The organism is Symbiobacterium ostreiconchae (assembly GCF_055396975.1).
On record NZ_AP042454.1, the window covers coordinates 2,018,322 to 2,031,694 of the forward strand.

The 13,373-nt window shown below is 71.1% G+C and carries 11 protein-coding genes; 6 read left to right on the plus strand and 5 right to left on the minus strand.

The annotated features are described in order from the left end of the window. Positions 1-49 precede the first annotated feature (49 nt). The 3 genes from ACZ5UM_RS09775 to ACZ5UM_RS09785 are packed head-to-tail and all read left to right on the plus strand — an operon-like array spanning position 50 to position 1,994. Positions 50-637 carry a hypothetical protein gene (locus ACZ5UM_RS09775; RefSeq protein ID WP_464843817.1) on the plus strand — a complete coding sequence of 196 codons (588 nt, stop codon included), beginning with the start codon at positions 50-52 and terminating at the stop codon, positions 635-637. After that, positions 634-1,149: a mismatch-specific DNA-glycosylase gene (locus tag ACZ5UM_RS09780; protein WP_464843819.1), complete on the plus strand. Its 516-nt coding sequence runs from the start codon at positions 634-636 to the stop codon at positions 1,147-1,149. Before ACZ5UM_RS09775 ends, ACZ5UM_RS09780 begins: the two co-directional genes overlap by 4 nt. A gap of 2 nt (positions 1,150-1,151) precedes the next feature. Next, positions 1,152-1,994, plus strand: a complete 843-nt coding sequence (locus ACZ5UM_RS09785; protein ID WP_464843820.1) for a class I SAM-dependent methyltransferase — start codon at positions 1,152-1,154, stop codon at positions 1,992-1,994. Positions 1,995-2,006: 12 nt separating this feature from the next. Here the strand turns inward: ACZ5UM_RS09785 and ACZ5UM_RS09790 are convergent, their stop codons facing one another. Continuing rightward, positions 2,007-2,771, minus strand: a complete 765-nt coding sequence (locus ACZ5UM_RS09790; RefSeq protein WP_464843822.1) for an aminoglycoside adenylyltransferase domain-containing protein — start codon at positions 2,769-2,771, stop codon at positions 2,007-2,009. A 171-nt stretch (positions 2,772-2,942) separates the two neighbouring features. Here ACZ5UM_RS09790 and ACZ5UM_RS09795 point away from each other — a divergent pair, with 171 nt between their 5' ends. Continuing rightward, the gene (locus tag ACZ5UM_RS09795) at positions 2,943-4,298 is read left to right on the plus strand and encodes an aminotransferase family protein (protein WP_464843823.1); all 1,356 of its coding nucleotides are present in this window, start codon (positions 2,943-2,945) and stop codon (positions 4,296-4,298) included. Between the two features lie 97 nt (positions 4,299-4,395). Here ACZ5UM_RS09795 and ACZ5UM_RS09800 read toward each other — a convergent pair whose 3' ends face one another. After that, the gene (locus ACZ5UM_RS09800; RefSeq protein WP_464843825.1) at positions 4,396-4,782 is read right to left on the minus strand and encodes a thiol-disulfide oxidoreductase DCC family protein; all 387 of its coding nucleotides are present in this window, start codon (positions 4,780-4,782) and stop codon (positions 4,396-4,398) included. Between the two features lie 552 nt (positions 4,783-5,334). Here ACZ5UM_RS09800 and ACZ5UM_RS09805 point away from each other — a divergent pair. Continuing rightward, on the plus strand, positions 5,335-6,684 hold the full coding sequence (locus ACZ5UM_RS09805; protein ID WP_464843827.1) for a hypothetical protein: 1,350 nt from the start codon (positions 5,335-5,337) through the stop codon (positions 6,682-6,684). A 65-nt stretch (positions 6,685-6,749) separates the two neighbouring features. Here the strand turns inward: ACZ5UM_RS09805 and ACZ5UM_RS09810 are convergent, their stop codons facing one another. From ACZ5UM_RS09810 to sfsA, 3 genes are all read right to left on the minus strand, one after another. Next, the gene (locus tag ACZ5UM_RS09810; RefSeq protein WP_464843829.1) at positions 6,750-7,178 is read right to left on the minus strand and encodes an Hsp20/alpha crystallin family protein; all 429 of its coding nucleotides are present in this window, start codon (positions 7,176-7,178) and stop codon (positions 6,750-6,752) included. A gap of 786 nt (positions 7,179-7,964) precedes the next feature. Continuing rightward, the gene (locus ACZ5UM_RS09815; protein ID WP_464843831.1) at positions 7,965-9,833 is read right to left on the minus strand and encodes a methyl-accepting chemotaxis protein; all 1,869 of its coding nucleotides are present in this window, start codon (positions 9,831-9,833) and stop codon (positions 7,965-7,967) included. Between the two features lie 154 nt (positions 9,834-9,987). Continuing rightward, positions 9,988-10,731, minus strand: coding sequence for a DNA/RNA nuclease SfsA (gene sfsA, locus ACZ5UM_RS09820; RefSeq protein WP_464843833.1), 744 nt, complete (start codon positions 10,729-10,731; stop codon positions 9,988-9,990). 381 nt (positions 10,732-11,112) lie between these two features. On the opposite strand from sfsA, the gene ACZ5UM_RS09825 reads away from it, so the two are divergent. Continuing rightward, a complete protein-coding gene (locus tag ACZ5UM_RS09825) occupies positions 11,113-13,305 on the plus strand; it encodes a S9 family peptidase (RefSeq protein ID WP_464843835.1) in 2,193 nt (730 codons plus the stop codon). Positions 13,306-13,373: the final 68 nt, after the last annotated feature.

Consider the following 13,373-nt stretch of genomic DNA (forward strand, 5'->3'; position numbering starts at 1 on the left):
CGACGCAAGCCTCTGAATGTGGTACAGTGCAGGAAACGGGGGGATGTTCATGGGCGTTGACCTGCGGCTGATCGCCGAGGCCCGCCGGCTCCTGGCCGACGTGACGCCGCTGCCCTTTGACTGCGGCACCCTCTGCGGCCACCGCTGCTGCACGGACTTCGGCCCCGACGAGGGCGTGTACCTGGTTCCCGGCGAACTGCCGCTTTTCGACGGCACGGAGGACTTCACGCGCTGGCAGTTCCACTCCACGCGCGAGTACGAGTTCGCCCCGTCCTGGGAGGCGCGCTTCGACGCGGTCCCCTTCCTGCAGTGCACCCGGCTCTGCGACCGGGCCAAGCGCCCCTTCGAGTGCCGCACGTACCCGCTCTGGCCATACCTGCGCCCCGACGGGGAGCTGGAGATGCGCTACTCTTTCCTGGCCCGGGGGCTCTGCCCGCTGCCGGAGCTCTACCGGGTGGACGAACTGGACCCGGCGTTCGTCGAGGCCGCCCGGCGGGCCTGGACGGTGCTGATGCAGGACGAGGCGGTGCGGGAGCACGTGCAGTGGCTCACCTCGCAGTTCGACGCGCTGGAGCTGCCGGGGCTGGACGAGGAGGAGGGCCCCGGCGGTGCCCCGGGCGGGGGTGAGCCGGCGTGATCCGGGCGCTGCCGGACTACCTGGCTCCGGGGCTCCGCGTCGTCTTCGTCGGCTTCAACCCCGGCGAGACCTCGGCCCGGGAGGGGCACTACTATGCCTATCCGGGTAACCGGTTTTACTGGCTCCTCTGGCAGGCCGGGCTGACGGAGCGGCTCTACGCCCCGCACGAGGACGCGGCGCTGCTGGACCTCGGATACGGTCTCACCGATCTGGTGGGCCGGTCGACCCGGTCCAGCGGCGACCTGACCGCGGCCGAACTGCGGGCCGGGCGGGGGGAGCTGCTCGCCAAGCTGGCCCGGTACCGGCCCCGGGTCGCCTGTTACAACGGCAAGGGCATCTACGCGGCGCTGACCGGCCGCCGGCGGGTGGTGTATGGCCTGCAGCCGGAGTCAGTGATTCCCGGGGTGCTGGATTTTGTGGCGGCCTCGCCCAGCGGGCGGAGCCGGGAGCCCCTGGCGGAGAAGCTGCGGCTCTACCGCGCGCTGCGGGCGCTCATCGCGGAGGAGGGTTGAGGATGGCCGACTGGGGGGAATACGTACACGGTATCGCCGCGCAGATGGCGCTCTACCGGGACTCGGCGCGGCGCCTCTGCGAGCTGGCGGATCTGCGGCCGGGGATGACCGTCGTCGACCTGGGGGCCGGCACGGGGCTCACGAGCCTGGCGGCGCTGGATCTGGTGCCGGAGGGGCTGGAGCTCATCCTGGTGGAGCCGAACCCGTCGCTGATCGCCGCCGCCCGCGCCCGGATCGGCGACCGGGCCGTGGCGTACCATGCCGTCGACCCCGCTGCCGCCGCCGACCTGGTCCCCGGCAGGGTGGACCGGGTGATCTGCAACCTCGCCCTGCTCTCATTCCGCGACCCGGAAGGCGTGCTCCGGGCCTGGCGGAACCGGATCCAGCCCGCCGGGCGCTTCTGCTTCTCCCTTTCCGGCACCTACTTCAACGTCCTGCGGGACCAGGTGACGCCGCAGTACGTGTTCCTGCAGGAGCTGCACCGGCAGGGGCTGCTGCGCCGGGGGCTCCCGGGCGTCGACCGGCTGCCCAACCAGCGGTCCGTGGAAGGGACGCTGAAAGGGGCCGGCTACAAGCCGGCCCGGTACGAGGTCCAGGAGATCCCGGCCGCGCGCCCCGAGACGGAGCCGGGCGGTGAGCTGTACAACCTGATGCGGATCCACCCCGCCCTGCCGGGCAGGGACCACTCGGATGCGGTGGAGCGGACGCTGGCGGCCCTGCCCGCCGCAGCGCCGGCCATCGCCGCCCGGGGCGCGCGGTGGCGGGTCGTGCACTTCGTCGCCCAGCCGGCCCTCACGCCGGAGGAGCTCCTGCTGGAGCGGTTCGGGGGAAGGCTTCCGGATTAGCAGCGGGATCGGTCAGGAGAGCTGCGGCGCCGTGCTCACGTACCGCTCCCGCAGGAGCCGGTGCAGCTCGGCAGCGGCGCGGGCCGTGCCTTCGTCCCAGCCCGCCGCGGGGCTGCCCCGGCGGACCGCCAGCGCCGCGTCGACCACCGGGTGCCACCGGGGCTCCAGGTTCTGGCGCGCCCATTCGGCGCCCTGCGCCTTCGTGGTCGGCTTCCCGGTCTCCAGGGCGCGCAGGGAGCGGAGCAGGTCCAGCAGTTCGTCCGCCTGCTCGTCGGGCCGCAGCGCCGGCTTCGGCGGCTCGGCCAGCATCGCCCGCACGGCCGCCCGCACCTGTTCGGGGCTGACCGGCGGGAGCACCTCGGCCGGCGGCGGCCCGAAGAAGGCGATCCCGTTCTCCCGCATGTTGCAGATGTTGTCGGCGGAGAGCATCACCTGGTCCACGTGCGGCACGAAGGCGCCCCGCTTGCACCGGGGCACCGGGACCGTCGTGCCCTCGGGGATGATGCACGCCCGCGGCGCGTAGTCCCCCTCCAGCCGGCGGGCGGAGGGGTAGGCCGTCAGGAACTCCCGGTGGAAGATGGCCAGGGCGTCCAGCTCCTCCGGGGAGAGGTGCCCGTCGGTGACGACCAGGAAGTCCAGGTCGCTGCTCCCGGCGCAGTAATCCCCGAGCGAGGCCGACCCGCCCAGGTAGACGCCCAGCAGCTTTTCGCCGAGCACCAGCCTGAGGCCCGAGGCGAAGCTCTGCATGAGCTGTGCGACATCAGTGGGCAGGGACATCGGTCTGCATCCTCCTTGACTGCCGTGTTTGCTGAGCAGGGCTCACCCGACTTGGACGGGGCAGGATCGGCTTCCCGTTTCAGCCGGCCTCCGGGGCGGCCGCCGGCCCCGTCGCCGGAGGCCGGGGTACAATGGGTCCCGGTGCCCGGGTTTCGTACAGGAGGCGATCACATGAATTTGAAAGAGCTGGACCTGCGCCACCTCATCCACAACGAGGTCCGCTTCCGGGAGCTGGCCCGGAAGGGGACGACGGTCATCACCCGCGCCGAGGGGTCGACCATCTGGGACGTCGACGGCCGGGCCTACCTGGACGCGCAGGCGGGCATGGTGCTGGTCAACATCGGCTACGGCCGGCGTGAGCTGGGCGCCGTGGCCGCGGCCCAGATGGAGCGGCTGATGTACTACCACACCTACTTCCAGTACTCCAACGAGCCGGCGGTGCGCCTGGCCGCGAAGCTCGCGTCCCTCGCGCCGGAGGGGCTGGGGAAGGTGTTCTTCACCCTGGGCGGGGCCGAATCGGTGGAGACCGCCGTGAAGATCGCCCGGCTGTACCAGCGGGCGCGGGGGCGGGCGGACGGCCACAAGATCATCTGCCTGGACCTGGGCTACCACGGCAACAGCCTCGGGGCGCTCTCCGCAACGGCCTTCGAGGCGCACCGGGCCTACTACGGGCCGCTGGTCCCGGGGTTCGTCCACATCCCGTCGCCGGACACCTTCGAAGGGCCGTACCGGGCCGACGACCCGGAGGCGGGCCGCAAGTACGCCGCCCTTCTGGAGGAGCGGATCCTCGCCGAGGGGCCGGAGACGGTCGCGGCCTTCCTGGCCGAACCGATCATGGGGGTGGGCGGCATCATCGTGCCCCCCGGGGATTATCTGAAGCACGTGCGGCAGATCTGCGACAAGTACGGGGTGCTGCTGATCCTGGACGAGGTGATGACCGGATTCGGCCGCGCGGGCTCGATGTGGGCCTGCGAGCAGTTCGGCGTCGTGCCGGACCTGATGTGCACCGCGAAGGGGCTCACCAGCGGCTACCTTCCGCTGGGGGCGGTTCTGGTCGGCGACCACGTGATCGAGGCGATCGCCGAAGCCGACTTCCCCTTCGAGCACGGGTTCACCTACGCCGGCCACCCGGTCTCCTGCGCCGTGGCGATGGAGAACATCGCCATCCTCGAGCGGGAGGGGCTGGCCGAGCGGGCCGCCCGCATGGGCGAACGGCTGAAGGAGGCGCTCATCGCCCGGGAGAATCCCTACATCGCCGAGGTTCGGGGCCGGGGGCTGATGGTGGCCGCCGAGCTGGTGCGGGCCCGGGAAACCAGGGAACGATTCCCGGAGGGGGACCGGGCCTTCCGGTTCGACGTGGAGGCCGGCTGCCTCCGGGAGGGCGTGATCACCGGCATCGCCCCGTACCGGGACACGCTGATGATCACCCCGCCGCTGGTGATCACGGAGGAGGAGATCGACCGGCTGGTGGACGTCTACGACCGGGTGATCCGCGAGGCGGGCGACCGCCGCAGGAGGCAGGGCTAGGCCGACCGGGCTACGGGCACCGTCGGGCCGCAGCTGCGATGACAAAATCAACCGACCCTCTGAGCGGGAGGGTCGGTTGGTCTGTTTTGGGAGGCTGTCACCGGCCCGGCAGCGGGCAGCCGGCCTCGTCGCACTGCCCGGCCGGCACGATCGCCCGCCGGCGGGCGATGAAGTCGTAGAGGGGCTGCCCCAGCCCGGTGACGCCGGCCAGGACCAGCACCGGCCATAGCGGCCAGAGGAGGGGGAGGCGCGCGACGATCGCGGCGACCGCCCGGATGCCCTCCGCCCAGCGTCCCGTGCGGGGGTTGTGGACGTGCAGCCGGGCTGCGAGCCGCTCCGGCGCCACACCCGCTCGCTCGGCCACGCCCGGGTCCCGGATGGACACAAACTCCAGCCGCCCCAGCCAGTCGAGCCGGGCCAGCCGCTGCCGGGCCGCTGTGCAGAGCGGGCACCAACCGTCGTAGAACACCGTGATCGGCTGCACGGCCAACCCCTCCCCTTTGCCCGGTGGTTCTCCTGCCATTGTACACGCGCCGGCCGGGGCGGGCCAGTCGCCTGGCGTGTCCATGACCATCTGGGTTGCGGCTGCGCGGTGGCCGACGCGGGCTCCTTCATTCATCAACGATTCGGGATGCGGCTGGGCCGCCACCGAAGTGCGGCAGATTTCCACTTCGTCCGGGCCGCAAGTGGCAATCCGTCGCAGTTGGTCTTCCGGGACGACTCCTTCACCTATCAACGATTCGGGATGCGGCTGGGCCGCCGTCGAAGTGCGGCAGATTTCCACTTCGTCCGTGCCGCAAGTGGCAATCCATCGCAGTTGGTCTTCCGGGACGACTCCTTCACCTATCTACGATTCGGGATGCGGCTGGACCGCCGCCGAAGTGCGGCAGATTTCCACTTCGCCCGGGCCACAAGTGGAAATCCGTCGCAGTTCGACCTTGCACGGGGCAGACGGGATCGGCGACGACCACCGCGGGGTGCGGTGGAACCCGCACACTCCCCCGAACCGTCCAACCTTTCAGAAGGGGTGATCGTGATGCGGCGGTGGTTGGCGGGTTGCCTGGTTGGCTTGATGACGCTCATGGCCGGATGTGCGCCCGGGGCGGCGGGCTTGCCCGAACCGACGGGTCAGGAACCGCCGGCCGTTGCGGGTCAGGAACCGCAGGCGGCTCAGGGCCCGGCCGGGGCGGAGGACCCGGGCAGTCCGGGAGCGCCGGTGCGGGAGGAGATCCCCGGCGGCTTCCGGCTGGGCCCGTTCGACGAGTCAGGGAGCGCGTGGTGGTTGAGCCCGGACGCGGTCTGGGTTTACGCCAAGGCCGGGGGCGAGGCGCGCTACGGGGCGGTGTCGCTCGCGGGAGGCGGCCTGGAGCCCGGTCCGGGCCACGATCCGGAAGATCTGCCGTACTGGGACCGCTGGCACCTGCTGCTGAGCCCTGACGCCGGGCGCGCCGTGGTGTACTCTTTCCACGGTTTCGACCGCACCTTCGTCGACCGGGAGACCGGGGCCGTATCGGAGCCGCAGGCGCCGAACTTCGGCGGCAGTCATATGTTCGATTCCTGGTCCCCGGACGGCAGCCGCTTCCTGGTCCAGTCCGTCCGCACCGACCCGGTGCCGGGGTTCTATTTCCTGGACCGGGACGGCAACCCGGCAGGTACCTTCGCCGAGCCCGGCTACTACAGCCACCGGGGCGTCTGGTCGCCGGACGGGAAGCGCCTGGCCTTCCTCTCGGTGCCGGCGGACCTCTTCTACCCGCGCATCCCGGAGGAGTGGGAGGAGCCGCCCTACGGGGAGCGGGTGGGAGTGCTGGACCCGGAGACCGGCCGGGTGACCTACTTCGCCATAGACGGGCTCACGTTCTACGCGCACCCGGTGTGGTCGCCGGACGGTGAGCGGCTGGCGGTCGTCTGCGGCGAGCGGACCACCGTCCGGCTGGACGGTCCGTGGGAGGGGTATGAGACGACCCGGCTCCGCGGGCCCCGGCCCTGCCTGATCGACCTGGAGGCGGGCACGATTGCGCCCATGGGCGACCCCGTGGAGGGGGACGTGACGATCGTGATCCTGGGCGTCGCGGATGAGGCGGCGCTGGTGGCCTGGGCGCGGCCGTCGGACGGCGCGGGCTACGGCTGGGTCCCCCTGGGCGGCGGTGCTCTGGTGGACCTGAGCGGGACGTGGTCGGTGGAGGGCGCACAGTTGGTGGCCGGTGGACGGGCCGCCCTGACGGGGCAGTTGCTGCCCAACGAGCTGGTTCTGTTCAACCAGCGGGGCGAGGAGGAGCGCATCCTGGCCCAGGGTGCCATCCAGGAGCTGACCGCGAGCCCCGACGGCCGGCACGTGGCCTTCTTCGACGGCGGGTACCTGACGGTGCTGCGGGTGCCGGAGGAATAGAAAGCGGCCCGCCCCTGATGAGGGGCGGGCCGCTTCAGTCCGGGTTCCGGGATCCTAGAGGCGGGTCACGCCAGGTCGATGGGGATCTGCCGGCCGCCCTGGCCCTGGGTCCGCGGCAGCCGGATCTCCAGCACCCCGTGGTGGTAGCGGGCGGTGATCTTGTCGGCGTCGACGCTGGGCGGCAGCGTGAAGGACCGCTGGTAGGTGGCCACGCCCTGCGCACCGCCTTCCTCACCGCCCATCGGGATGGCGCGGTGAACGGCGCGGATGGTGAGCATGTTCCCGTCCACGGTCACGGACAGGTCCTCGGGGCTGATGCCCGGCACTTCGATCCGGATCACGGCGTCCTGATCGCCCTGCTGCACGTCCATCTGATCCAGGGAAGGAAGAGAGGGTACGGCAGGCCAGAGGCTACCCAGGACGTGCTGCTGCCACTGGGAAAGCATCCGGTCGAACACGTCGAACGGGTTCCACTGACGCATCGGGTAGAACATTCGCCATACCCCTTTCTGTTGTGTAGTGGGCAGGGCTGGGAATCCCTTCCCACTCCCCTGCCAGCACCATTCTAGCACCCAAGGTCAAAGAAAGTCAAGATCAGAAAAATCGACCCGCGCGGCGCCCGAGCGGGGCGGTCATAGACTGGAGCGGAGGTGAGTCCGGCGTGGCGAGGTCAAGAGGAGAAGGCGTTTCGGCTGTGCGCCGGGTGACCCATGGCGATGTGATCATCCTGCGCCCCGCGCTCAGGGAGACGGCGTCCGCGGTGCAACCGGCCCCCACGGGGCCCCTGGAGCAACCGGCACCAGCGGGGCCCCTGGCGCCACCGGCCTCCCCGGCCCCCCCGGGAAGGACAGGGGGAGTCCCGCCGCAGGCGGAGGCGGCAGGTACACCCGGGGCTCCGGCGTATGACACACCGCCCCCGCCCGTCCCGGAGTACGAGTTCGGCACGTGGCGGCTCATCCGGCGGGATGGAAGCGCAGACATATCGCAGAGCCCGGAACGGGGACCGGCAGCAGCGGGGAGCGGCGCTGGCGGTGAGGCCTGAGCGGGACGGGGCACCGCGGAAGGAGGGCGACGAGGCGGGGCAGGGATGACGCAGCGAAAAAGGCGGGAACGGTCTCTGTGGGCCGTTCCCGCCGTCTACACTTGATCCGGCACCGCTCCGGCGGCGCCTGGCGCGGTGCTCCGACGTCACATTCGGAACCATTCCGGCGGCGCCTGGAGCGGCGCGCCGACGTCGGATCCGGCACCGTTCCGGCGGCGCCTGGAGCAGCGCGCCAACGTCAGATCCGGAACCGCTTCACCTGCGCCTCCAGCGCCTCCGCCGTCTGTGCCAGCTGCTGCGCGGCTTCCGCCACCTGATCGGCCGAGGTGTTCATCGCCTCCACCGAGGCGGCTACCTGTTCGGCGGCCGCGGCGTTCTCCTGCGACACCTGGGCGATGCGGTTCACCGCCGCGGACACCTGCGCCGTGCCGGCCGACAGCTCCCCGCTGGCCTCGCTGTTGGACCGGACTGTCCCGGCCACCGCCTGGAAGGTGGCCAGCGCTTCGGCGGACATCGCCTTGACCCTGTCCACCTCCCGGGCCGCGTCCTCCATGTTGGCTGTTGCCTTCTGCACGGCCTCCAGTATCGTCTCCAGGGAGTCGCCGGCCTCGGCGGCCAGCTGGTTGCCCGCGGCGAGTCTGGCCGTACCGGCCTCCATGGCCGCCACGGCGTCGGCGGTGCCCTGCTGGATCCGCCCGATGAGCGCCGTGATCTCCTCGGCCGAGGCCGCCGACCGCTCAGCCAGCTTCCGCACCTCATCCGCGACCACGGCGAACCCCCGGCCGTGCTCGCCGGCCCGCGCGGCCTCGATGGCCGCGTTCAGGGCCAGCAGGTTGGTCTGGTCGGCGATCTCCCCGATCGCCCCGCTGATGCTGCCGATCTGGCCGGAGAGGTCTGCCAGCTCCCTCAGGCGCTGGGCCGCCCGGGCCACCACCTCGTCGGCGGCCGCCATCTCGTGCAGCGTCCGCTCCACCACCTGGGCGCCGGACCGGGCCTGTTCCATGGCCAGGGAGGCGCCTTCGGCGGTGCTCCAGACCCGCTGCGCCATCTGGTCCAGTCCCGCGGCCATCTTGTTGAGCAGTTCGGTCGCCTGCTGGATGTCGGACACCGACCGGGCCGCAGCCTCGGCGAGGGAGCCGACCACCTCCTGCAGCCGCGCCACCGTCGTGCTCACTTCGGCCGTCTCCTGCGCCTGCCGGGACGCACCCTCCGCCACGTGCGCGATCGCACTGGCCGAGGCCGCCGCGGCCTCCGCCGAGGACCGGGCGGAGCCGGAGAGCGCCGCGGAGGCGGCCTTCACCGACTCGGCGCTCTGGCTCACGCTGAGCAGCACGTCGTGCAGGTTCCGTGCCATCTCGTTGAAGGCGCGGATCGTGTCGCCGATCTCATCCCGTGTGGTGATGGCCAGCTCCTGATCGGTCAGGTTGCCGGCGGCGATCTCCGCCGCCGCCGTCGCCAGGTGCCGGATCGGCCGGCTGAGCTTGCGGGACATCACCAGGGCCACCGCCACGCCCGCGACCACCGCAGCGACGGAGGCCGCAATCACGCCGATATCCATGTAGCGGGCCAGCGTGCGGGAGCCCGAGAGATCAGACGAGGCCCCTTCGGTCAGGGACGCCACCAGACTGTCCACGTCCGCGGTCATCTTCGTCATCGCCGGAACGGCGTCCATCCGCATGATGACGATCGCCTGCGAGTCGTTGCGGCCCCGGAGCTCCTTCCGGATTCTCTCGACCGCGTCGACGTAGGCCGTGTGCGCCTCCTGGATGCCCTGCAGCTGCTGCCGGACGGCCTCGTCCTCCGCCATGTTCAGCAGCTGGGCGAGCGTGTCCCCCACCCGCTTGTTGGCGTTCAGGTACTCGGCGAAGTCGCGGGAGTCGCGGTAGAGCACGTAGTTGCTGATACCGCTGGCCTCCCGCAGCAGGTCGGCCTGAAGCGCCTGGGCCCCGATGGCCAGCGCGTAGCTCTGGTCGATGGCGGCCAGCTCCCGCAGCACCGTCTGCGTGGTGAGCCGGCTCACGAATCCCATGCCGATCAGGAGCGCGATGAGGACGATCGGCGAGGCCAGGAGCTTCAGGGCAATACGGGAACGGATCCTTCTGCGCATGGGAGCTACCTCCGGCTGCTGAGATGCCAAGAAAAGGCTTTGCCCTTATTATGCCATGAGAGCACTTTAGTTGTTACTGATCGACACCCAAAACTGATCACACCGCCCCGGTGGGAAAGGGTTCGGGGCCGTCTGGACGGGCCGTGTCCCGGTCTCAGCGGTCCAGCCGCACAGGCAGCTCCCCGCCCAGCACCGCGCCTTCCGGCGCCACGTGCATGACGAAGGCGCGGATCTCCACCCCGGCCTGCGCCACCGTCCGCAGGGTCTCGCCGAAGAACGGGTCGATCTCGTCCCACGGCCCGAACGCCTGGGCGTCGCTGCGCTGCGCGATGAAGCAGACGGCCGCCCGGTACCCCTCCCGCACGGCCCCGGCCAGTTCGCCCAGGTGGCGGGCGCCGCGGGCCGTCGGCGCGTCGGGGAAGCGGGCCACCCGGACCCCGTGGGCGTCGGTCAGCACGGAGGTGACCGACTTCACCTCCACCAGGCACGGGGGCCGGTCCGGCGCCATCAGCAGGAAGTCGATGCGGCTGTCGCCGTAGCGGTACTCCGGTCGCACATCGGTATAGCCGGCAAACGGGGGGCAGGTCCCCTCGGCCACCGCCCGGTGAAAGAGCCGGCCGGGCAGGGATGTGTCCACTGAGACCCAGGTGGCGCCGGTCCGGACCATGAGGAGCCTGCCGACGGTCTTGCGCCCGGGCGTGTCAGCTGCCGGGCGCTCCGGTTCAGGTGCGTCGTCCCGCAGGGCCACGATCACCGCCGCCCCCGGCAGCAAGAGCTCCTTCATGCGGCCCGAGGAGGCCACGTGCACCCGCACCTCCCGCCCGTCCTCCAGGCGGACCCGGGCGACGAAGCGGTTAGGGCGCTCCAGGAACGTGGCAGGGAATCGTCTTTCCGTCACGTGCGGTTCTCCTTTCGAAGTTCCCGGTGAAGTGGGGGTATGCACGGCACCCCAGCCACTTCGACTCGGCGCGGCGCCAACCCTCTTTCCCCCCGCCGTCCCCGGCCGCCGGGGGGGCGCAGGGCCGCCGGAAGCGCAGGGTCGCGGGGCGTGCGGGGCGGCAGGAAACGCAGGACGACCGGGAACGCAGGGCGGCTGGGAGCGCAGGGCCGCTGGGAGCGCAAGGCCGCCGAAACGCAGGCCGGCTGGGAGCGCAGGGCCGCCGGGCGGACGCAAGTCCGCGCGGCGGGCGGCCGGAGTAACAGTTCCCGGCCCGGGCAGGGAGCGAGCGGGCGGCTGCCTAAGAAAGAGAGGGAGTTCCCCGCAAAGGAGGATGCAACCTTGCCCGCACCGAAGCGACGCCTGGTTCCGGAGGACCTCTACCGGTTCGTGACCGTGAGCGACCCGCAGATCTCGCCCGACGGCGAGGTCGTCGCATTCGTCCGCACGCACATCGACCCCGAATCGAAGGAGCCGCGCTCGCACATCTGGCTGGTGCCGGCGAGCGGAGGCCAGCCCGTGCCCTTCACCCGGGGGCCCAAGAACGACACGTCGCCCCGCTGGTCGCCGGACGGCCGCACCCTGGCCTTCGTCTCCGACCGGGGCGGCGACCGGCAGATCTGGCTGATCGACCGGCACGGCGGCGAGGCCCGGCAGCTCACCCAGATGCGCCACGGGGCGGGCGACCCGGTCTGGTCCCCCGACGGCCGGTACATCGCGTTCACGTCCGCCGTGGGGCCCGACGACCGGCGGGACCTGCTGACCCGGTCCAAGAGCGAGGCCGACAAGAAGGCGGAGGAGAAGAAGGCGAAGGATGAGGCCCGCACGTTCACCATCATGCGCTGGCGCAGCGACGCGGGCGGCATCCGGCCCGATCGCTGGGCGCAGATCTGGGTCGTGCCCGTCCCGGCCCCGGATGAGCCCATGCCCAAGCCGGTGCAGGTGACCTGGGGCAGTTACGACCACGGCGGCGCCGCGTGGTCGCCTGACGGCCGGTTCATCGCCTTCGCCGCCAACCGGACCGCGGACGAGTCCTTCCGGATCCGGGACATCTTCATCACGCCGGTGCCGGATCCTGACTCGCCTGCAGCCCGGGCGTCGGTGGCCCCGCCGGAGCCCGGGGCGGAGGAGCCCGGAGAGGAAGAGGCGAAGGCCCTGTCCGAACGGCTCCGGAAGGCCGCCGAGGAGGCCGAGGCCGCGTTCGCGCCCCGGAACGTCACCGGCGGCATCGGCCCGTTCCACGCCGCCCGCTTCTCGCCGGACGGCGCAACGCTGGCCGCCATCGGCCACGAAAATGAGTTCCAGAACGCCACGCTGCCCCGGATCTACCTCTACCCGGCAGAAGGGGGCGAGCCCCGGATCCTGACGCACCACGACCTGGAGATCGGCAACAGCGTCGGCGCCGACGTCCGGCCCGGCGGCGGGGGCGTGACGTTCACCTGGTCGCCGGACGGCCAGAGGATCTATCTGCCCGTGGTCGTGCGCGGCGCGTGCTCGGTCTGCGCCTTCCCGACCAGCGGCGGCCGGCCGCAGATCCTGGTCGGGGGCGAGCGGGAGATCTACGGCGGCACCTTCGACCGCAGCGGTCGGCGGCTGGCTTTCGTGGCCGGATCCATGTTCGAGATCGGCGACATCTACGTGTACGACATGGTCACGGGCGAGGAGCGGCGGCTCACCGCCGTGAACGAGAAGCTCTTCGCCGAGATCGAGTGGCCGGAGGTGCAGGAGCTCAACTTCAAGGCCCGGGACGGCTGGGATCTGCATGGCTGGCTCATGAAGCCGGTGGGCTTTGAGGACGGGACGAAGTACCCGCTGGTGCTGGAGATCCACGGCGGGCCGCATACCTGCTTCGGGCACGCCTTCTACCAGGAGATCCAGCTTCTGGCCGCGGCGGGCTACGCCGTGCTCTTCATGAACCCCCGGGGCTCCACCAGCTACGGGCAGGCCTTCGTGGATGCCGTCCGAGGCGACTACGGCAACCGGGACTTCAACGACCTGATGGACGCCGTGGACCACGTCCTCACCTTCGGCTGGGTGGACGAGAAGCGGCTGGCCGTCACCGGCGGCTCCTACGGCGGGTTCATGACCAACTGGATCGTGACCCAGACAGACCGCTTCGCCGCGGCCATCACCCACCGCTCGATCTGCAACTGGGTCTCCTTCAGCGGCACCCCGGACTTCGGGCCGTTCTTCAATCAGATCCAGCACAAGGTGGAGGACCCCTGGTCGCCCGAGGGGGTGCAGGCGCTCTGGCGGATCTCCCCCCTGGCCTACGTGAAGAACGTCAGGACGCCGATCTGCATCATGCACTCGGAGTTCGACTACCGCTGCCCCATCGAGCAGGCGGAGCAGTTCTACATGGCGATCAAGTTCTACGGCCAGGCGCCCACGGAGTTGGTGCGCCATCCCCGGTCGAACCACGACCTGACCCGGCAGGGGCCGCCGGTGCTGCGGGTGGACCGGTTCCACAGGATCCTCCGCTGGTTTGGCCGGTACTGCCCGGCCAACGAGGGGGCTTCCCGGACGACGGCATAACGATGCAGGAAGAGCGTTCAGGCGGGGCCACGGCAGGCCCCGCCTGAACGCATATCGGCAACCTGCGC